This is a genomic window from Clostridium frigidicarnis (genome assembly GCF_900111985.1).
GTDB classification, from domain to species: domain Bacteria; phylum Bacillota; class Clostridia; order Clostridiales; family Clostridiaceae; genus Clostridium_Z; species Clostridium_Z frigidicarnis.
Genome location: NZ_FOKI01000051.1, coordinates 1 through 20124, shown reverse-complemented (window position 1 = coordinate 20124; position 20124 = coordinate 1). Strand labels below are relative to the sequence as shown.

The 20124-nt window shown below is 28.2% G+C and carries 20 protein-coding genes, 1 pseudogene and 2 other annotated features; of the genes and pseudogenes, 17 read left to right on the top strand and 4 right to left on the bottom strand.

What is annotated here, in order from left to right:
* The 3 genes and pseudogenes from BM119_RS17660 to rsgA all read right to left on the bottom strand — a co-directional run.
* Positions 1 to 203 (bottom strand): annotated as a pseudogene (locus tag BM119_RS17660) (IS256 family transposase); the annotation flags it as partial.
* Positions 204 to 345: 142 nt separating this feature from the next.
* Positions 346 to 672: a ribosome small subunit-dependent GTPase A gene (locus tag BM119_RS17655; protein ID WP_090043038.1), complete on the bottom strand. Its 327-nt coding sequence runs from the start codon at positions 670 to 672 to the stop codon at positions 346 to 348.
* Between the two features lie 24 nt (positions 673 to 696).
* On the bottom strand, positions 697 to 1431 hold the full coding sequence (rsgA, locus tag BM119_RS17650; RefSeq protein ID WP_090043037.1) for a GTPase RsgA: 735 nt from the start codon (positions 1429 to 1431) through the stop codon (positions 697 to 699).
* A gap of 760 nt (positions 1432 to 2191) precedes the next feature.
* Here rsgA and BM119_RS20305 point away from each other — a divergent pair.
* The 5 genes from BM119_RS20305 (at position 2192) to BM119_RS17630 (ending at position 4953) form a co-directional block, all read left to right on the top strand.
* The gene (locus BM119_RS20305) at positions 2192 to 2521 is read left to right on the top strand and encodes a helix-turn-helix domain-containing protein (RefSeq protein WP_242948461.1); all 330 of its coding nucleotides are present in this window, start codon (positions 2192 to 2194) and stop codon (positions 2519 to 2521) included.
* Positions 2522 to 2570: 49 nt separating this feature from the next.
* Positions 2571 to 3062 (top strand): GyrI-like domain-containing protein, encoded by a 492-nt coding sequence (locus BM119_RS20300; protein WP_242948460.1) that lies wholly within the window; start codon positions 2571 to 2573, stop codon positions 3060 to 3062.
* Between the two features lie 16 nt (positions 3063 to 3078).
* A complete protein-coding gene (locus BM119_RS17640; protein ID WP_090043036.1) occupies positions 3079 to 3906 on the top strand; it encodes a GNAT family N-acetyltransferase in 828 nt (275 codons plus the stop codon).
* Positions 3907 to 4208: 302 nt separating this feature from the next.
* Positions 4209 to 4565: a nucleotidyltransferase family protein gene (locus tag BM119_RS17635; protein ID WP_090043035.1), complete on the top strand. Its 357-nt coding sequence runs from the start codon at positions 4209 to 4211 to the stop codon at positions 4563 to 4565.
* A gap of 1 nt (position 4566) precedes the next feature.
* Positions 4567 to 4953 (top strand): HEPN domain-containing protein, encoded by a 387-nt coding sequence (locus tag BM119_RS17630; RefSeq protein WP_090043034.1) that lies wholly within the window; start codon positions 4567 to 4569, stop codon positions 4951 to 4953.
* A gap of 180 nt (positions 4954 to 5133) precedes the next feature.
* On the opposite strand, the gene BM119_RS17625 is transcribed toward BM119_RS17630, so the two are convergent.
* On the bottom strand, positions 5134 to 5718 hold the full coding sequence (locus BM119_RS17625; RefSeq protein WP_090043033.1) for an ATP-dependent Clp protease proteolytic subunit: 585 nt from the start codon (positions 5716 to 5718) through the stop codon (positions 5134 to 5136).
* Between the two features lie 397 nt (positions 5719 to 6115).
* Between BM119_RS17625 and BM119_RS17620 the strand changes: the two genes are divergently transcribed.
* From BM119_RS17620 to BM119_RS17565, 12 genes are all read left to right on the top strand, one after another.
* Positions 6116 to 6709, top strand: a complete 594-nt coding sequence (locus BM119_RS17620) for a MerR family transcriptional regulator (protein ID WP_242948459.1) — start codon at positions 6116 to 6118, stop codon at positions 6707 to 6709.
* Between the two features lie 7 nt (positions 6710 to 6716).
* Positions 6717 to 6884, top strand: a complete 168-nt coding sequence (locus BM119_RS20295) for a GyrI-like domain-containing protein (protein WP_242948458.1) — start codon at positions 6717 to 6719, stop codon at positions 6882 to 6884.
* 86 nt (positions 6885 to 6970) lie between these two features.
* Positions 6971 to 7196, top strand: a binding site (T-box leader).
* 37 nt (positions 7197 to 7233) lie between these two features.
* Positions 7234 to 7458 (top strand) — a binding site (T-box leader).
* A gap of 41 nt (positions 7459 to 7499) precedes the next feature.
* Positions 7500 to 9269 carry a threonine--tRNA ligase gene (gene thrS, locus BM119_RS17615; protein ID WP_090043032.1) on the top strand — a complete coding sequence of 590 codons (1770 nt, stop codon included), beginning with the start codon at positions 7500 to 7502 and terminating at the stop codon, positions 9267 to 9269.
* A 176-nt stretch (positions 9270 to 9445) separates the two neighbouring features.
* On the top strand, positions 9446 to 11008 hold the full coding sequence (locus BM119_RS17610) for a P-loop NTPase family protein (protein WP_090043031.1): 1563 nt from the start codon (positions 9446 to 9448) through the stop codon (positions 11006 to 11008).
* Positions 11009 to 11255: 247 nt separating this feature from the next.
* On the top strand, positions 11256 to 11564 hold the full coding sequence (locus BM119_RS17605; RefSeq protein WP_090043030.1) for a DUF3784 domain-containing protein: 309 nt from the start codon (positions 11256 to 11258) through the stop codon (positions 11562 to 11564).
* A 112-nt stretch (positions 11565 to 11676) separates the two neighbouring features.
* Positions 11677 to 12447 (top strand): GNAT family N-acetyltransferase, encoded by a 771-nt coding sequence (locus BM119_RS17600; RefSeq protein WP_090043029.1) that lies wholly within the window; start codon positions 11677 to 11679, stop codon positions 12445 to 12447.
* Between the two features lie 227 nt (positions 12448 to 12674).
* On the top strand, positions 12675 to 13382 hold the full coding sequence (locus BM119_RS17595) for a class I SAM-dependent DNA methyltransferase (protein WP_090043028.1): 708 nt from the start codon (positions 12675 to 12677) through the stop codon (positions 13380 to 13382).
* Positions 13383 to 13631: 249 nt separating this feature from the next.
* Positions 13632 to 14468, top strand: a complete 837-nt coding sequence (locus tag BM119_RS17590; RefSeq protein ID WP_090043027.1) for a GNAT family N-acetyltransferase — start codon at positions 13632 to 13634, stop codon at positions 14466 to 14468.
* Between the two features lie 127 nt (positions 14469 to 14595).
* Complete coding sequence (locus tag BM119_RS17585; RefSeq protein WP_090043026.1) at positions 14596 to 15921, top strand: serine hydrolase domain-containing protein; 1326 nt, start codon at positions 14596 to 14598, stop codon at positions 15919 to 15921.
* A 129-nt stretch (positions 15922 to 16050) separates the two neighbouring features.
* Positions 16051 to 16725: a zinc dependent phospholipase C family protein gene (locus tag BM119_RS17580; protein ID WP_090043025.1), complete on the top strand. Its 675-nt coding sequence runs from the start codon at positions 16051 to 16053 to the stop codon at positions 16723 to 16725.
* Positions 16726 to 17413: 688 nt separating this feature from the next.
* The gene (locus tag BM119_RS17570) at positions 17414 to 18199 is read left to right on the top strand and encodes a Fic family protein (protein ID WP_090043023.1); all 786 of its coding nucleotides are present in this window, start codon (positions 17414 to 17416) and stop codon (positions 18197 to 18199) included.
* Positions 18200 to 18639: 440 nt separating this feature from the next.
* Entirely contained in the window at positions 18640 to 19278 is a 639-nt protein-coding gene (locus tag BM119_RS17565) for an HAD family hydrolase (RefSeq protein WP_090043022.1), read from the top strand.
* The last annotated feature ends 846 nt before the right edge of the window (positions 19279 to 20124 follow it).

Here is a 20124-nt window from a genome sequence, read left to right as displayed (position 1 = left end):
TTTCTATAATTTTTACAATCACCTTGAGATCTTACATATCTTTCACGTTGAAGATGTTCATCCATCTCAACATCTAGAAACTGTTCAATAATTCCTCCAAATAGTCTTTGCATTAATCCATTTTTCCCAATAATGTCATTCATATCTCTGCACTTTGCTAATTCATCCTTTAAATTTATATCTGGTACTTGAATTTCTCTCATTTTTTACGCTCCTTAAAAATATTCTTATAGATATTATTACCATAAATACCAGTTACACATACAAAAAAATAAAAGTAGATTTGTTTTTACACAAACCTACTTACATTCTCATTTTTTATAAACTTCAAGCTTTAAGTTTACATTAGACATAACCTCTTTTCATATTTCTTTTATTAGATTTATTTATTCTGCTGTTGTCATAGCATTTTTTCTTATCTTTTAGAATTTTAAGTTCTTTTAATTGGCTTTTGTAGCTATTAAATCTTTCAATACTTAATTTTCCATCTTCAATGGCTGCTTTAATTGCGCATCCAACTTCTTTATCATGTTTACAGTCTCTAAATTTACATTGGTCTATCAAAGAGTATATATCTTGAAAGCTCTCTGAAAGTATATCTTCATCAGCCCATAACTGTAGTTCCTTGAGGCCGGGAGTATCTATAACTGTGCAGCCTGAGCTATGCTGCAAAAGCTGAGAACTAGTGGTGGTGTGTCAACCTTTACCATTAGAACTACTTATTTCATTTGTTTTTTGTATTTCATCACCAAAAATATAATTAATAATTGTAGATTTACCTACTCCAGAAGAACCAAGAAATACTATTGTTTTGCCGCAACATAAAAATTTATTAAATATATTCATATTGATGTTATTTAATACACTTATGGAGTAAATAGATATACCATTAGCAATACTATCTATTTTTTCTATATAATCAGAGATGTTATTACAAAGGTCACATTTATTTAAAAGTATAACAGGTGTTGCTCCACTACTACGAACTAAGGTAATATATCTTTCGATTCGACCTATATTAAAATTATCATCTAGACCACTTACAATAAATGCAGTATCTATATTTGAACCTATAATTTGTTCTTCTATATTTCCTCCAACCAATATACCATTTTTCATTTTTCTTCCACCTGATATAACAAGTTTACGGGCAAAGTAACTTTTTCTTGGCAATATAGCATATATAATAGCATCAGTATCATTAATCCTCTTAATGGCAACCCAATCACCAACTGCAGGGTAATCTTTTTTTACATCTGCATTATACATAAACTTACCGCTCAATTTGCCATTGAAACTTTCTTTTTCAGAACATACAATATAATTCCCTTTGTGCTGTGTCATGACTCTTGCAGCACAGAAACCTTTCTCTAAATAGGGTTGAAAATTCTTTTCAAAATATTTATTCCATCCTAACTTTTCTAAACTCATAAAGTCTCCTTTTCGATTGAAAGCATTAAGCCTACTAAAATTTTAAAGCCTAATGTGCCTAAAGTTACTATGAAGTTTTCAATGAATTAGCATAAAAAAGTATATAAAAATACCACAGCAAGATTAACCTACTGTGGTATACCTAATATTTGGGCATAAAAAATACACGCTAACCTGTACCGTGAATTTTAATACTAACTATTAAGACTGAAAGGTTAAATCAAAGTTGTTCAAAAGGTATAACAAATAAAGAGTATACTAAGTACTCTTAAAAAACTCCTTTTGAACCTATATACAATTATTTCAAAACCACCTCATATAACTTTTGCATAAAAAAATTCACTCCTTTCGCCTAAAATTTATCATTAAACTTTAACCATAATATAGCATACATATATTAAAAAAACAATACTACATATAAATATTAAATTTGTATTTAAATAACAAAAAAATTAGGAAAATTTAAAGAGTAATAGAAGTTGCTCATTTAACAGAAAAAGAAAAGGTAAAATCTTTGCTGTATGAAGTTCGAATAATTATTCAAGGCAGAGTACGGAGCTAATAGAAATAAACAATTAGAGTAAATTAAGAAGGTTTTATTATGTGGACTTCTTATTAGTTTAATAAAGAATAGAAAAAATGTTGCTTATAATGGTATAATTAACCAATATATATAAATAAATCAATTCAGACAAATTAAAGCACAATAAGACGGGAATAACATCTTATATTTTTATATACTTTAGTGGAGGTATGAAATTTGGAAATAATTAAGTGTCTTAATAATGCAATTGACTACATTGAAAACAATTTAGATTCAAATTTAAATATTGATGAAATATCAAAGGCTGCATTTACATCAAGGTATCATTTTCAACGTGTATTTCATGCATTAACTGGATTTACATTGACTGAGTATATAAGAAATCGTAGATTAACGCTTGCTGCAGAAGCTATACTTTCAAAAGATTTAAAGATTGTTGATATAGCTCTTAAATATGGCTATGAAAGTCCAGATGCTTTTACCAAGGCTTTTCAAAGGCTACATGGAAACTCCGTCAGCATTAAAAAAAGACAGTATAAGAATTAAAGCTTTTCCAAAACTCTCATTTCAAATATCCATTAAAGGAGAATGTGAAATGATTTATAGAATAGTTGAAAAGGATAAATTTAAGGTTTTAGGAATAGATTTTTTCACAACAATAGTTGATAATGCATGTTATAAAGAAATACCAGAATTTTGCGATAGAATTTTTAAAGATGGAACCCATTCTAAGATTAATGAAATTTTAAGATATCATAAAATGAATTTGTTAGATGGAATTTACTATGATTTTAAAGAGGATGGTAGTAGAAGATATATGATGGGTGGGGAGTTTACTGAAAAAAATATAACACAAGGATTTAAAGTACTAGATATACCAGCAAATACATGGGCTGTTTTTGAGGGGAAAGGTGGACAAGAACAAAAGCTTTTAATACAAGATATATGGAAACGTATATATTCTGAATGGTTTCCTTCATTAGGATTTGAACAAATAGAAGGTCCTTGTATAGAAAAATATTTTTGGGATGATGACCAATATGATAATTATACTTGTGAAGTATGGATTCCGGTAAAAAGAAAATAAATTTGGAGGCAACTGAATGAATATTGAAATATATAATTCAAAAGAAGACCAATATGGTAATAGCAAAGAAAATATATTTTTGGCTTTTGGTGATAAAGAAAACTATTTGGGAAGTGCTTATGCATATCCAACAATAAATTATCATCAAGCATATGAAACACCTTATCTTATTTTTATAGATATTAATATTGCTGACAATGTGGACAAGCAATTGAGTGATGAAGTTATGCAAAAGTTATTTGATAAAGTATTTTTAAGAGCTAAAGAGCTTCGGATGCAAAGGCCAGACTTAAAATCTAGAATATATTCTGGCTTTGAATATAATAAGGATAAACTAGGTTTTTATATTAAAAATGGATTTGGGGAAGATTACAGTATTATTATGGAGGCAGGTATTTCTAAAAACTTTACATATATTTTGCCTGAAAGTATAAAAGTAAGAGAGATAAAATTTAACTCCACTCAAGAACTTATGGAATATAAGGCAATATATGATGAAATCTTTGTAACACCATTGGATATAGATGCATTTAAAGAACACGAGAAGCAAATGTATTTTAAAAACCTGTCTTTTTTGGTTGATGGCAAATTAGAAGGAGGATGTACCATTTTTGAAAAGGATGGTTTTGGTTATATTGAAACCATATTTATTTTACCAGAAAAACGAGGAAAAGGATTATCAAAAAACATAATAAAGTATATATTTAATCATTTTCTGTCAAATGGATTGAATAAAACAAAACTTGAGGTATGGGAATTAAATAAACGTGCAGTAGGACTTTATAAATTATTTGGTTATAATGAAGTGGAAAAAAACTTAATGTTTCCAGGGATAACTCTTTAATTAAGGCACATGAAAGAAAATACCAAGTCAAAGATGGGGGTCAGACAAGGAAGTAATATTAGTTCATAGCAGGCTATGGGCTAATATTACTGACGTAGTATGACACGAAATAGACTGTCATACTGACTTGTTATTTTTTTGAATGTGCCTTAAAGCATAGCAAAGTAGATAATAGTATTAAAAGAAAGTATTACTTATGGTATAATTATCTTAAAATAATTGAAGAATATTTATAGAAAATATCTGTTATGTTGGTGGTAGACTACAAGAGTTAGTTATACCTTTTTAATTGGAGGATAATAGTGAAAAGTAATGTTGAATATGAATTAGATTTTGATTTAAGAGAAGAAATAAGAGAAATAAAAAATCTTATATCTAAACATATAATCAATTCAGAAGTATATCTTTTTGGTTCTGTATCAAAGGGTCAATATTCAAAAAATAGTGATATAGATATTTTAGTTTTGATAGATGATGAAAAATCTTTAAGAGAGCTAAGAAATTTGAGACATTTTTTAGAAGATGAAATAGAGTGTTTAAGACTAAATAGAGAAGTTGACATAAAGCTCTATACAAAGAATAGATTCCTAGATATTTCATCTCACCCATCTTTTGAGCAAGCAATATTAAAAGATTTAGTAGATATAAGGAGCTGGTAATTTGGTAACTAGAGATATGTTCTATTTTGCAGATGTGGATGAAAAATTTATTGTTAATACAAAGGATATTGAAAGTCTTGAGGATGGTGTTTTAGTTCACTGTGAACAATGCATTGAAAAGAATTTAAAGGGTATAATAACTAAAAAATATGGCATAGTTAATAGAGAACATAATTTAGTTAAGCTCCTGGAAGTCTTATATCTTAAAGATTATTGTGAACTTAAAGCATATAAGAGTTTATGTAGAGATTTAAAGGATTTTTATTTTAGTAGAAGGTATGCTTCTGATGATTATGAAATTCTTGAAAAGGAAGAATATGATGACTATTTGAAGCGTTTTTTTCAGCTTTTAAGTAAGTTAAAGGAAATAAGAAATAGTTTAACATAATTTTAGATTAGGCATCTGAAAAAATAATAGCAATTTAATTAAACAGCTATAAGGAAGAAATTTTCTTATAGCTGTTTTTATTCAATGAAAAAGTAAATTTGAAAATATTATTGAATATAACGCACAGGTAACACCCCCACCTTGCAAGAGGATGGGGGTGTTACTGTGATAGACATTATATTATAGATTAGTTAATTCATCATACTTTGAAATAACTTTATTTACTATTCCATAATCAACTGCTTCGTGAGCGCTTAACCAGTAATTTCTATCTGTATCTTTTTCTACTTTTTCTAAAGGTTGACCAGTGGCACCACTGATTATGTTATTAAGTCTCTTACGTACTCTTAATATCTCTTCTGCTTCAATACCAATATCTGTAGCTTGACCATTAAATCCACCTAATGGTTGATGTATCATATATCTAGTATTAGGTAAAGAATAACGATCTTGTTTGTCAGCGGCAAGGTAAATTGTAATACCAGCACTTGCAACCCAACCAGTACCAATTACAATAACACGAGGTTTAATGAATTTGATCATATCATGAATTGTGTCACCAGCTTCAACATGTCCACCTTGACTGTTTAGGAATAACTTTATTGGTTCATCACTCATTTCTTGTAGAGTTAAAAGCTGGGCAGTTATTTTTTCTGCTAAAGCTTGATTTATCTCTCCAGAAATGATGATTGACCTAGATTTTAATAATTTTTCTTGCACTAAACTAGAAGTTTTTTGTTCTTTTTCTTGTTCTTGATTGTTCATAGTATCATTCTCCTATCAATTATTATAATGTTAACCAATTATATCATAATTTACATATAAATTAAAAAGTAACATTGTATTTTCCTAAAATTCCTTATATCTCTAATTGGTAAAACATCTTGAATTAGACTATAAAACAATTGGTAAAGTTTTATCTATGTTTAGCATATATAATCATACGCTAAGATATTAGGAAGATGAGAATATACTTCAAAGTATAAGATACGAAAATCGTTATAGATACAATTTGTAATATACACTTAATGAGGAATTGGGTTTATGATAAAAGTAATATGGAATTTATTTTTAAATTTGTATGTTGACTTTAACGTAAGGGTAAAGCTTAAACTTAAAGTATCAAATCTAATGCGCAGGTGATGAGATGTTTTCAATAGGAATGTTTTCAAAAATTAATAAAGTAACCACAAAAACTCTAAGATACTATGAAGAAATGGGCTTATTAGAACCAGAATATATAGATAAATTTACAAGATATAGATATTACACAACAGATCAAATACCAAAGCTTCATAAAATAATAAATTTAAAACAAATGGGGTTATCATTAAATGAAATAAAAGAAGTAATAAATAATCCTAGTGAAGCTGAAGAAATTTTAATATCTAAGGAAAGAGAAATAATGAATGTGATAAAAAATCAGCAGTATAAGCTTCTTAAACTTCATAGTTATCTTGGAAACTTAAAAGGAGAAGAAAATATGAAAGATATAATTATTAAGGAATTACCTAAGGTTAAGATAGCATCAATGAGAAAAATTATAAAAAATTATGAGGAGCTTTTTAGTATATCTACAGATATAGTGAGCAGGGAAATGAAGAGATTGGGATGTGTTTATGCTGAACCAAATTATTGCTTTAATGTTTATCATGATGGTGAATATAAAGAATCAAATATAGATGTAGAGATATGTGAAGCTGTAACAGAGCTAAAAAAAAGATACGGATATTTTCAAATTCAAAGAAATAGATAGAGTTCCAATGGCAGTTTGTATACTTCATAAAGGGACATATTCAAATTTAAGGGAGTCTTATTTATATGCTTTTAAGTGGATTGAAGAGAATAGATATGAAGTAATTGATAATCCAAGGGAATCTTATATAGATGGGATTTGGAATAAGGAAAATGAAGAAGATTGGTTAACTTAAATTCAGATACCAGTGAAAGTTAAATATTAAAAAGATTCAAATTATATGTTGACAATATGAATGATTTGTAATAAAATCATTTTAACTTAAAAACTATGATAAGGAAGAGTAAATAAAGGGCTGTTAAAAGAGAGAGAAGCTCATAGGCTGAAAGGTTTCTTAAATAAGTATTATTGAAAACTACCTTGGAGTTGATTACTGAAATTTAGTAGGTGAATCCGTGAACCAGCGTTAATGGTGTTGAGTGACAGAAGTAATTTGAAATTATACTTTTGTAATTTGGGTGGAATCGCGATATAACTCGTCCCTTGTTTTAGGGATGAGTTTTTTTTGTTTAAATAGAATTAATTTAAAAACTATGATAAGGAAGAGTAAATAAGGGGCTGTTAAAAGAGAGAGAAACTCATAGGCTGAAAGGTTTCTTAAATAAGTATTATTGAAAACTACCTTGGAGTTGATTATTGAAGTTTAGTAGGTAATTCCGTGAGCCAGCGTTAATGGTGTTGAGTGACAAAAGTAATTTGAAATATGCTTTTGTAATTTGGGTGGAATCGCGATATAACTCGTCCCTTGTTTTAGGGATGAGTTTTTTTTATTTTAAAGGAGGAGATATTTATGTTAAAAGTTGTATTAAAAGACGGAAATGTAATTGACTGTAATGAAGAAGAAGGAAGAAAGGCATTAAGGCATACTGCTTCACATATACTTGCTCAAGCGGTAAAGAGATTATATCCAAATGCAAAATTGGCCATAGGTCCTGCAATAGAAAATGGATTTTATTATGATTTTGATGTGGAAGAAACTTTTACTATGGAAGTGCTAGAGAACATTGAAGAAGAAATGAGGAAAATAGTAAAAGAAAATTTAAGATTAGAAAGATCAGTCATGTCTAGAGAAGAAGCTTTAAAGCTTATGGATGAAAAAGAAGAGCCTTATAAAAAAGAACTTATTAATGATTTGCCTGAGGGTGAAGAATTAACTTTCTTTAAGCAAGGAGATTTTATAGAATTATGCGCAGGCCCTCATGTATCATATACTTCAAAGGTAAAAGCTTTCAAATTGTTATCAGTTGCAGGGGCTTATTGGAGAGGTAGTGAAAAAAATAAAATGCTTCAAAGAATATATGGAACAGCCTTTGGTAAGAAAAGTGAACTTGAAGAATATTTGAATATGCTTGAAGAAGCTAAGAAAAGAGATCATAGAAAGCTAGGTAAAGAATTAAAGCTATTTTCATTAATGGATGAAGGTCCAGGATTTCCATTCTTTCTTCCTAATGGAGTAGTTTTAAAAAATAAGTTAATTGAATACTGGAGAGAACTTCATAATAAGTATGGTTATGTTGAGATAGAGACTCCTATGATATTAAACAAGGAACTTTGGGAGACATCAGGACACTGGTCTCACTATAAGGAGAATATGTACACTGTAAACATTGATGAAGAAGAATTTGCAATAAAACCAATGAACTGTCCTGGTGGAATGCTTGTGTTTAAATCTGAAACTCATTCATATAGAGATTTGCCAATAAGAGCAGGAGAACTTGGAAGAGTTCACAGACATGAATTATCAGGAGCATTGCATGGACTTATGAGAGTTAGAGCCTTTACTCAAGATGATGCTCATATATTTATGTTACCAGAGCAGATTAAAGATGAAATAAAGGGTGTAACTAAACTTATAGATGAAGTTTACGGAAGCTTTGGATTTAAATATAATGTGGAACTTTCAACAAGACCAGAAAATTCTATGGGAAGCGATGAAGAATGGCAATTAGCAGAGAGTTCTCTTCAAGGAGCCTTAGAAGAAATGAATATGGACTTCAAGGTAAATGCAGGGGATGGAGCATTCTATGGACCAAAAATTGACTTTCACTTACAGGATAGTATAGGAAGAACATGGCAATGCGGAACTATTCAACTAGATTTTCAACTTCCACAAAGATTTGATTTACATTATGTAGGAAGTGATGGTGAAAAGCACAGACCAATAGTTATACACAGAGTAATTTTTGGTAGTATAGAAAGATTTATTGGGATTTTGATAGAACATTTTGAAGGTAAGTTTCCAACATGGTTATCACCAGTTCAAGTTAAAGTATTACCTATATCAGAACAATATAATGATTATGCAAAATCTATAGTAAATAAGTTAGAGGAAAATAATATAAGAGTTAAATTAGATGATAGAGTAGAAAAAATAGGCTATAAAATTAGAGAGGCTAGAAATGAGAGATTACCATACATTATTGTTGTAGGTGAAAAAGAGCAGAATGCTAAAAATATGTCTCTTAGAAGTAGAAAAAACGGCGATGAAGGAAGCGTACCATTGGATGAATTTATATCAAGGATAACAATGGAGATAGAAAACAAAATGTTGGATGATTAACTTATTTTAGAGTATAACTATTAGGCATGAAAAGTATATATAAAATTTATAAAGAATAGCTAGTGAAGTTTTATTATTTTACTAGCTATTCTTTATAATATTAAGTATTCAAGTAATATTAAAGGTAGTGTTAGTTATGATATAATTATATCTTATAGAAGTGAGGTGGTGTATTTATGAAAAAGAGATTTAATACTACAGGTGTATGTGTCACTAGAAAGCATTACATGGTTGATATAGCGAATAAGCTTAAGGAAATAAAAGAGCTAATAGATAATGAATTTTATTTTACTATAAATAGACCAAGGCAATATGGTAAAACTACAACTTTAAGTGAACTTAAAAAATCATTAAGGGAAGAATATTTAGTTATAAGTGTTAGTTTCGAAGGTATTGGAGACAGTGTATTTGAAAATGAACATGATTTTTGTAATAAGCTTTTAAAGATAATGAGTAAAGCCTTAAGCTTTAGTAATAGAGAAGAGAGTGAAAGACTTTTAAGGTTAAGTGACGATGTTAAGGATTTAGAAGAGACATCGGAAGTTATAACAAGATTTGTACAAGATGCAAAAAAAGAAGTTGTTTTATTTATAGATGAAGTAGATAAAAGTTCAAATAACCAACTGTTTTTAAGTTTTATAGGAATGCTTAGAAATAAGTATTTAGCTAGAGAAGTTGAGGAAGATTATACTTTTAAATCAGTAATTCTTGTGGGTTTATATGATGTGAAAAGTCTTAAATTAAAACTTAGACCAGAAGAAGAAGCAAAATATAATTCTCCTTGGAATATAGCTGTAGATTTTAATGTAGATATGAGTTTTTCACCTAAAGAGATTTCTACAATGCTTCAAGAATACTCAAGCATAAATAACATAACTATGGATATAAAAGTTATTAGTGAGGAAATTTATTTCTTTACAAATGGATACCCTTTTTTAGTGAGTAGACTTTGTCAGATTATAGATGAAAGAATATATAATAATAGTAAAGAAACTTGGACTAAAGAAGATGTTCAAAGAGCAGTTAAACTCATAACTAACGAAGATAACACTTTATTTCAAAGTATTATAAAAAATCTTGAAAATAACAATGAGCTATACGATTTAGTAAATAGAATACTAGTAAATAACGAGACTATAATATTTAATATTCTAGATCCAGTAATAAATCTAGGAGTCACTTATGGAATATTTAAAAATAGCTCAAATGGAGCTTGTATAAGTAATAAAATTTTTGAAGAAGTTATATATAATTATATGGTTTCAAAGTTAAGAACTAAAACTAAGGATATGACCTTATACAATTTTAAGAATAATTTTATTACCCCTGAAAATGGTTTAGATATAGAGAAAATACTAATAAGATTTAAGCAATATATGAAAGAAAATTATTCATCAGTAGATAGTAATTTTATAGAAAGAGAAGGAAGATTAATATTCTTGGCATTTATTACTCCGATCATAAATGGTGTTGGATTTGCTTTAAAAGAAGTTCAAATATCAGAAGAAAAAAGGTTGGATTTAGTGATAACCTATAATAATTTTAAATATATAATTGAGATGAAAATATGGAGGGGTGAAAAATACCATGAGGCTGGATTAAAGCAGCTTTGTGATTATTTGGATATTCATGATTTAGATAAGGGGTACTTACTTATATTTAGTTTTAATAAGAATAAAGAGTTTAGAGAAGAGAGAGTAAATATTCAAGATAAAGATATTTTTGAAGTATATGTTTAAAGTAGTCTATTATAGGCTACTTTTTTTATTGTCTATGTTAGACCAATATGTTTATATATTGTGATTATGTGAAAAATTGGTTAAAATATAATTATAGAACGAATCTTCCTTCAGATTGTGTCCTTTCCAACATTTGAAGGTTAGATGAGTTAATCTAGGGGTGTAGCAACTGTTAACCTCCACCTTGTAAGAGGATGGAGGTGTTACAGTTGGTAGTAATCAGATAAATGTAATTAGAGGTGATTTTATGATTGGTAAAATAAGTATAATTACTTTGTTCGCTTTAGTGGATGTCGCATTATCAATGGGTAAATGTTCTTTTTTAATTGCAGGGTTTAATACAATGTCTAAAGAAGAAAAAGAGAAATATGATACAAAGTCTCTATGCAGATATATGGGAAAAGTTATGTTTGGTATCGCTTTCTGTATAACTCTTTTTGTATTAAGTGATGTTTTAGTAGTGAAAGCAATATTTAATGTTGGTCTTGCACTATTTATTTTTATAATAATATTTACAATATTTTATACAAATACAGGTAATAGATTTATAAAGTAAATAATAATGAACAATAGTAAATTATTGCAATGTAATAACCTATTTATAACAAGCAATGTTGCACATTTCGATTTGTCATTGAATTTAATATTCATTTTTAGGGGGTGTTTTTATGATAGAGTTATCAAAAGAGGAAATGTACTGTCTTCGTCCGTTGTGTGAAAGGCAATTAGATGTTGAACTTTGGTCATGTGTTGAAGGAAGCATGGGGAGAGCATGGGTTGATAGTAAGGACGAGCCATCCATTGCAATGGTTGTCGTTGCAGATTTATGTTTTTTATTGGGATGTACTGAAGATATGAGTGATAAAGTTACTATAAAAAAATTACTTGAGCAATTTAAGAGGAAAATTATTGTATCATATAGTAATTATGGGGTTTCAGTTATTGAAAACTACTTTTCCAATAATCATAAAAAATATATCAGATATAAAATAAAAAAGGAACCAGATGTTTTTCAAAGGGATAAACTTAAGGGTTTTATAGAGGCTGTTGAACCCAAGTTTCACATAGAGAAAATAGATGAATCTAACTATAACAAGGTATTAGAAGATGAATTTATGGCGGATTGCTGTTCAAATTATTCATCCTTGGAGAAATTTTTGAAAAATGGAATTGGATATGTGATTATTAATGATGGTGAGATAATTTCAGGAGCGTCTTCATACAGTTATTGCAAAGGTAGTATTGATATTACCATTGGAACAAAAAAAGAATATAGACAACTAGGATTAGCACTGGCTTGTGCCTCCAAGTTAATATTAGACTGTCTTAACAAAAATATTTATCCTCATTGGGATGCATCAAACTTAGAGTCTGTAGCCCTTGCAGAGAAATTAGGATATCATTTTGAAAAAGAATATGAGACATATTCAATTTATTAAATTTGTAGATCAATGTAATTATATATTTAATTAATTGCTTCGTATTGTTCAATTATTGAGTATTATAGGTGGACAATCCCATCTATAATTTTTTTAGGCTATATTTCAACACTATATTAAAATATAGCCTTTATTTAAAAGAATTAATTGATTTATTTGGTATGATAAATATATAAAATAATCAATAATTATTAGTTGTTATTTATATTAAAGGGGGGAACTTAAACATGAAACCATATGAAATATTATCAAAATTATACGGTAAGGATTGGGGGAAATACAGTTCTAAATATATAGATTTAATTTCTAAGGTTATAGATACTTATAACTTAAATGTTCATTCTGTACTAGATGTTGCTTGTGGGACAGGAATACTTGCTTCAGAATTACATAGTAAAAATTTTGAAGTTAGTGGAATTGATATTTCTGAGGACATGATTAATGTAGCAAGAGAAAATACAAAGGGAATTGATTTTAAGGTTGCTGATATGGAAGATTTTAGTTTTGATAAAAAATTTCAAATAATTACTTGTGCATTTGATTCAATTAATTATTTAACAAGCCATATAAAAATGGAAAAAACACTGAAAAATATTTTAAAGCATTTAGATGACAATGGCGTTTTTATTTTTGATATAAACACTCCAGTTTTATATGAAGAAAAACATTTTGGAGTAATTGATAGAGAGTTTGATGGAATGAAATTTAAACAGATATTAGAATATGATAAGGAGAATAAAATAGGTAAAACTGTTTTTGATTTTGGTAATAATGAATCAGAGACTCATATTCAAAAGGCGTATTCTGTTGATGACATGGATGAATTTCTTTTAAAATCTGGATTTGAAATAATGAGTAGATATAAAGATTTTAAATTATCACCAATTGATGATAAGGCATACAAAATATTCTATGTAGTTAAAAAGAAAAAGTAATAAGCATTTTTAATATTGTAAATCAAAAGAAATGAATAATTAATGTTTTACTATTACTTATATGCTAGAATCACAGCTGAAAAGCTTAGCTAGTATGTGTTGAGATAAATTCATTACATAACATATAATAATTTAGAATAATAAACAAGGAACCATACCATAAGTTATAATGTGGTTAAGGAATTTTCCTATTTGAATGATTTACCAAATAATTTATGTGAGATATAATTATTGAAGGAGAAAAGGGAAATGGAACTTCTATATAAAGAAATAAATCAAAATGAGTATGCTGTGGTAAGGGAAATGTTACTTCAAGATGTGGAAACAAGCGAAGAATTTTTATGGGCATTGCAGAATAAACCAGAAACACTGACTGTTGCATACATAGAAGATAAAATTGTTGCAGTAGCACTAATAATACCAGGAAAAAAGACATCTTGTTTAATTGTATTTGTGGCACCACAATATCGACGGAAAGGAATAGGACAGTCTGTGGTTCAGTATGGAGAAAATAAGCTACATAAAGAAGCAAGCAAAATCATGACAAATTTTCATGCTGATAATGAGGTGTCAAAAAGGTTCGCAAGGAGGTTCGGCTATGAGAGACAATTTTCAAGTGCTTATATGAAACACACAGAAGGAAGGTTTGCAATTAGCGAGTTGCCTGTAAGGTTATATATTGATGAAGACTATCGACAAAGTCATGCTTTGTATGCACAGGCATTTCATGAAATGCGTATTAAAGTAGGAGATTTTCCAGATTCTATTGTTGAACGGCCAAGTGAAAAAAATCGGCAAGCGTGGAATGCAGATGCAGCTAATCGTTTTACATACCAAGAAAATGATGAAATTGCTGGACATGGACATTTAGAAGGAAATGAGATTGGCAGCATATCAGTAAGAACAGATTTGCAAGGACATGGCATAGGAAAAAAATTTGTGATGTATTTATGCAATGAAATATATAATCGAGGTTATAAAGAAGTGTTGTTATGGTGTGTTATTGGAAATAATGCTAGGAAATTATATGATAGTCTAGGTTTTAGAGAGCTGTATATAGCAGAATTCGCTTACAAAAGCATCTAGCCCAAAAAAACCATGAATATCTAATATCAAAACTAGTATGTGAATTATGAGCATATTACTTATGTTGATAAAATTGCAATTTAAAGTATTATAATTCATCTCAAGTTAAAGTAGAGGAGAGATAATTATGAAAGTAATAGAAAATAAACTAGAACAATATATGGATTCTTGGTCTAAGGCCGATAGATTTTCTGGAACAGTACTTGTCTATGAAAAAGGCAATATTCTACATCAAAAGGGCTATGGTTATGCTAACGAACAGTATAAAATAATGAATACAGTAGGTACAAAATATAAAATTGGCAGTTTTACAAAACAATTTACAGCCGTATCAATTCTTAAGCTATATGAGAATGGCAAATTAAAACTTGAAGATAGTATTATAAAGTATATTCCTAAATATAAGCATTCAGATTGTGTAACAATACATCACCTTCTTTCACATACATCAGGGATACCTGAACATACTAATTTCCAAGAATATAGAATTAGTGAATCTGTAACCTTTGATATTATTTTAGATAGGCTAAATAAAAGAGAGTTAGATTTTATACAAGGAGATAGAGCTGAATATAGTAATTCCAATTATGTTTTATTGGCTAAGATAGTTGAAGTAGTGTCCGGAATGGATATTGAACAATTTTATAAGAATTACATATTTAAGCTTGCTGGACTTAAAAATACAGGGATATCAAGAAATGAAGATATAATTCAAGGGCTTGCACAAGGATATTCTTATTCGGGACAAGGAATAATAAATGCTGACTATTATGATATTAGTGGAGCTTATGGAAGTAGCTTTCTTTATTCTAGTGCTGAAGATATATTAAAATGGATAAAATCTTTATTAAGTTATAAAATTATTGCTCCCGAAACCTTAAAAAAGATGCTGACACCTTATGGGCATATTTGGTACATGGATGCTTGGTCTGGATATGGATGTTTTGTAAATGATGAACAAGCTAATGAAATGTGTGCAAATGGATTAATAAGTGGATATATCTTTAATATATGGGTTGATTTTAGAAATGATTATATAGCTATATTATTAGGAAATAATGATACAATTGCTATATCAAAAATATTAAAGGGAATAAAGAGCATTTTATTCTGTGAAAATACCTCCATAGAAATTAAGCCAATAGCTAAAGGGACCATAAGTAACTTTGATTTACTTAAAAATATTGCAGGTAAATATAGATGCAAGTATACAGGTGGAGAATTTAATATAAGTCTCCAAAATAAAGGAATATTTGTTGATCGCCTTTGGATTCAAAAATATAAAGGTATAAAATTTAGATTAAAATATATTGAAGAAAATGAAGATCAGATTATTTTTGCTTGTGAAGTTTGTGATGGAAAATTTATATTTATTAAAAATTCATATGGGACGATTAAGGAAGCAATATACATATATGATATAATTAGCTTGCCGTATTATAAAATTGTGTAGCGTTTTAGCTGATAAGTTTACGTTAAAGTTGTTATGGTGAACCCATACCATAAATAAGTGAGGTTTATAACTTTAGATACTGATATAACTTGCTTAAGGATATTTTTATATATTAAAAGGAGGATTCAAATGGCTTCTTGGATGGTACATATACGAATCGCAGACAAATTGCTGAATGAAATATCTAATCTTTCATATACAGAGTTTGTAGTTGGAAATATAGCACCTGATAGTGGTATACCAAATGAAGATTGGTCGGTTTTTACTCCAAGCGCTGAGGTTTCGCATTTTAAAACAACAGATTTAGACGGATTAAAAAACATTCATTTAGACGAATATGTTGAGCAGTTTTTTAAAGTTGAGCAGAGAACTAGATATAGTAGCAAACAGAAATCTTTTTATATAGGGTATCTGACACATCTATTAACTGATATTATGTGGGTAGATGAAATAGTTCGTCCGAGTAAGAACAAATTTAAATCTCTATATGATAAAGATATGACAGAGTGGATATGGACATTAAAAAAAGATTGGTATGACCTTGATTTCCTGTACATTAAAAAAAATCCTAACTTTAGAGCTTTTTCAATTTATAAGGATGCTGTTGGATTTAATAATCACTATATGGATTTTTTTGGTGATGATGCATTTGATACTAGGCGAGAGTATATAATAGGTTTTTATAGTGGTGAAAGAGAGAATTTAGAGAGAGAATATATATATTTAAAAGAAGAAGATATGGATAAATTTGTTGATAAAGGCGCTGAGAAAATTAGTCAGATACTGAAGGAAGAGTATTTGTAGAAAAGGAGCGATATTAAAGTCGATAAATTCCGATTTATAATTTAATAAAGTGAAAATTTAAAAATAAAAACTATAGAGGTTTATTTTTCATAAAAAATTAATATTATATAAATAAGAAAAGCTTAGTGAGCTAACATTAAGCTAAGCCTTAGAACAAAAGCAGATAATCCAGCTTTCACAGAGTGCTTATTTTGTTTTAGGGCTATTGGATAAATTTAATAGTTAAATTTGAGAGTGTAAAGCACTAATTATTGCAAGATGAGTGCTTTTTCTCTTTGCCATTAAGTTCTATATGAATACCAAAAAATTTAATCTTGATAATTAACTTAGAAATAAAAAGATCATGTTTCAAAACTAATCTAATAATATAGAAGGAAATTGGAATAAGTGTACCTATAAGTGTATTTCAAATTATCAAAAGAAAGCTTTTAAATTAATGTTTATAAGCGTATTAAAATATAATTGGTCCAAGGAGTGCTTGACTCAAACAATATTAAAAGTATTATTGTATATATGATTCAATAAAGTTTATTCATTTAGAATAAGTGTTGCTCATATATTACGACAATATAAATGTAGTTTTATTAATGAAAGATATATATTATGTTATAATTCTTTATAAGATAAAGTAAATTAATGAATGAAAGATAAAAAATATAAAAACAAATAGTTAGGAGGCGGCAGAAACATGGATGATTTTAAGGCAAGGGATGTACAGTTTTTTACTAATTTTAAAAAAGTTAAATTTAAAAGTTATAATATAAAGAACTGCAGTCTTTCTCAAAAGGAAATGATAAAAATTATTGATGGATATAGATTTAAGCCATTTAATGATAGAACAGCATATTTAGAAGTGTATACATCTAATAAAATAGAGGGAAATACACTAACCAAAGGTCAGACTAAAGCAGTTTTAGAAGGGATTGCTCAGGATGCAGATTTAAGATCTCAGACGGAAGTTATTCAGTTAAACAGAGCAATAAGAGATAATTTCTCTATAAGAGATGATTTGAGTATAGAATTTATTTTGGATATTCATAAGGATATTACTTTCAACACATTAGAAAATAATACATGGGAAGGACATTTTAGAAGTGAGCAGGTTTATATTTCTAATAGTTCAATAGTGCCTCCATCAGCAGATAAAGTTAGTCAAGAATTAAGACACGCAGTTGATATGTTTAACAGCAGTGAAAAAGAATTAGTGGATATTTTAAAATTCAAACTGGATTTTGTAAGGATTCATGCCTTTATGGATGGTAATGGAAGATTATCCAGACTGTTAATGAATGGACTTTTAACTGCAAAAGGATATCCTAGAATAATTATTAGAAACCAGGATAAAGGTTTTTATTATGATGCAATAGAATCTTCTTTAAGAGTTGGAAGATATGATGCATGGCTCAAATTTATGTTGACATATATGAAGTTTATGTGTGAATTAGAGGATATGTTTTTAGGTGATATAGAATAGTTTGTTAGGATAGGTAAATATGACCTATCTTATTTTTATAAAAATATAATTAAAACTTGAACTATAAATAGTAAAATACATTAAAAATAATACCCTATATCTTAATTATGTCAATAAAATTTAATAGTCGCTTCTTTAATTTTCTCACTAAACGCCTTATAGGATTTACCAGGCTTTTTTATTGTAGATTCAGACATGTTTGAGATAATTGAATTTAAAGTGTCACAAAAAAATTTAAAATCAAGTTTCCTATTAGAAGAATATGTTAAATTAATAATAAAATTAGATATATTCATTAATGCCTGAAATATGATAGTTTTGCCTATCCATGAGGTTTTGGAAGTTAAAGTAGTTTTGGCAAATGAAGAAAATGCAAATATCATAAAAAATATTTATCCATTATATTTGCATGACTTATCAGAGGTTTGTGGGGGGGTTTTATGATAAAAGTTAGAGTTATTGTTTTTGATTTATTTGAGACATTGATTCATGATATCAAATTTGATTTTGATTCAGGGTTACGTTATCTACATGAAAATATTTTATCAAAAGATACTGATAAAGTTGAATTTCTAGAGTATGCAGCTACACATTGGAAAAAACTTTATGATAAAAGAAGCGAGGACAATTCAGAATTAGCATTTGAAGATGAACTTTTAGATTTCAAAAATAAATATGGTTTTAAAGCGAATCATCCACTAGAAGAAATTATATTTAATTGTGCACTTGAGATAAATACCACTGAATTATTTAATGACACTATTTCTACCTTAGAGCAACTTAAGTCGTTAGGAATTCCAGTTTATTTATTAAGTAATTCCATATTTAAAAAGAATGTAATGAAAAATTTCATTAACCAATATGATTTAGAAAAATATTTTGTTAATGTACATTTTAGTGCGGATTATAAGATAAGGAAGCCACATAAAGATTTATTTAAAATTGTATTTGATGATATTAAAGAGTGTGATGCTAGCATCGAAATGGAGCAAGTTTACTTCATTGGGGATAATTTTGAAGCTGATATTCTTGGAGCTGAAAATTTTGGCTTTACACCAGTTTTTATAAATCGTAAATAAGATGCTGATATTAATAACAAAATTTTATTGAAATTAAATCTCTAAGTGAATTATTGAGAATAATTACATAAGTTTAAATATAAGGCACATTCAAAGAAATAATAGACCAGTATGTTTGTCTATTATTTTCTTTCATGTGCCTAAAAAATTATATAGGTTTATTTCTCATAAAAAATTGATATTATATAAATAAGAAAAGCTTAGTGCGCTAACATTAAGCTAATCCTTAGAACAAAAGCATATAATCCAGCTTTCACAGAGTGATTATTTTGTTTTAGGGCTATTGGATGAATTTAAATTAATATTTTATTCTAGAGTGAAGCACTGTCATTTGTCGGATGGGTGCTTCTTCTCTTTGTCGTTAATTTCTATATGAATTCCAAAAAATTTGATCTTGATAATTAACTTAGAAATAAAAAGATTATGTTTCAAAACTAATTTAATAATATAAAATATATACATAACAATAAAATGGAAAAACTCATTTAAAATAGTTACAGAGAATTGTACCATAAGTGACACTTCAAATCTTAGATTTGGTTAGAGGAACTTATTTATTCCAACATATGTGACAAGGAGCTTCCTTTGAAGATAACCTTAACCATTAATATTACTTGGTTAGGGTTATTTTTATAAGTGAAAATAACGGACCATAAGTAATAGTATATTTACAAAATATGTTATAATTAGATTGAGATCAATTTTAAATAATAAATAAATAGCAATCTAATGTGCAGACTATTTAATAATCTTTCAGCCAAGACAAAACATAACACAAAAAGTCGGAAGCAATCGCTTGAAAAGAGATAAGATATATATACAGACAGGGGGGATGATTATGGGGTG

Coding starts and splice junctions, on each gene's coding strand:
- BM119_RS17640 (WP_090043036.1), top strand. CDS start 3,079: ATGAATATTGAAATATATAATTCAAAAGAAGACCAATATGGTAATAGC.
- BM119_RS17580 (WP_090043025.1), top strand. CDS start 16,051: ATGGCTTCTTGGATGGTACATATACGAATCGCAGACAAATTGCTGAAT.
- BM119_RS20295 (WP_242948458.1), top strand. CDS start 6,717: ATGGCAGTTTGTATACTTCATAAAGGGACATATTCAAATTTAAGGGAG.
- BM119_RS17600 (WP_090043029.1), top strand. CDS start 11,677: ATGATAGAGTTATCAAAAGAGGAAATGTACTGTCTTCGTCCGTTGTGT.
- BM119_RS17610 (WP_090043031.1), top strand. CDS start 9,446: ATGAAAAAGAGATTTAATACTACAGGTGTATGTGTCACTAGAAAGCAT.
- BM119_RS17565 (WP_090043022.1), top strand. CDS start 18,640: ATGATAAAAGTTAGAGTTATTGTTTTTGATTTATTTGAGACATTGATT.
- BM119_RS20300 (WP_242948460.1), top strand. CDS start 2,571: ATGATTTATAGAATAGTTGAAAAGGATAAATTTAAGGTTTTAGGAATA.
- rsgA (WP_090043037.1), bottom strand. CDS start 1,431: ATGAGTTTAGAAAAGTTAGGATGGAATAAATATTTTGAAAAGAATTTT.
- BM119_RS17605 (WP_090043030.1), top strand. CDS start 11,256: ATGATTGGTAAAATAAGTATAATTACTTTGTTCGCTTTAGTGGATGTC.
- BM119_RS17620 (WP_242948459.1), top strand. CDS start 6,116: ATGTTTTCAAAAATTAATAAAGTAACCACAAAAACTCTAAGATACTAT.
- thrS (WP_090043032.1), top strand. CDS start 7,500: ATGTTAAAAGTTGTATTAAAAGACGGAAATGTAATTGACTGTAATGAA.
- BM119_RS17585 (WP_090043026.1), top strand. CDS start 14,596: ATGAAAGTAATAGAAAATAAACTAGAACAATATATGGATTCTTGGTCT.
- BM119_RS17595 (WP_090043028.1), top strand. CDS start 12,675: ATGAAACCATATGAAATATTATCAAAATTATACGGTAAGGATTGGGGG.
- BM119_RS17570 (WP_090043023.1), top strand. CDS start 17,414: ATGGATGATTTTAAGGCAAGGGATGTACAGTTTTTTACTAATTTTAAA.
- BM119_RS17590 (WP_090043027.1), top strand. CDS start 13,632: ATGGAACTTCTATATAAAGAAATAAATCAAAATGAGTATGCTGTGGTA.
- BM119_RS17625 (WP_090043033.1), bottom strand. CDS start 5,718: ATGAACAATCAAGAACAAGAAAAAGAACAAAAAACTTCTAGTTTAGTG.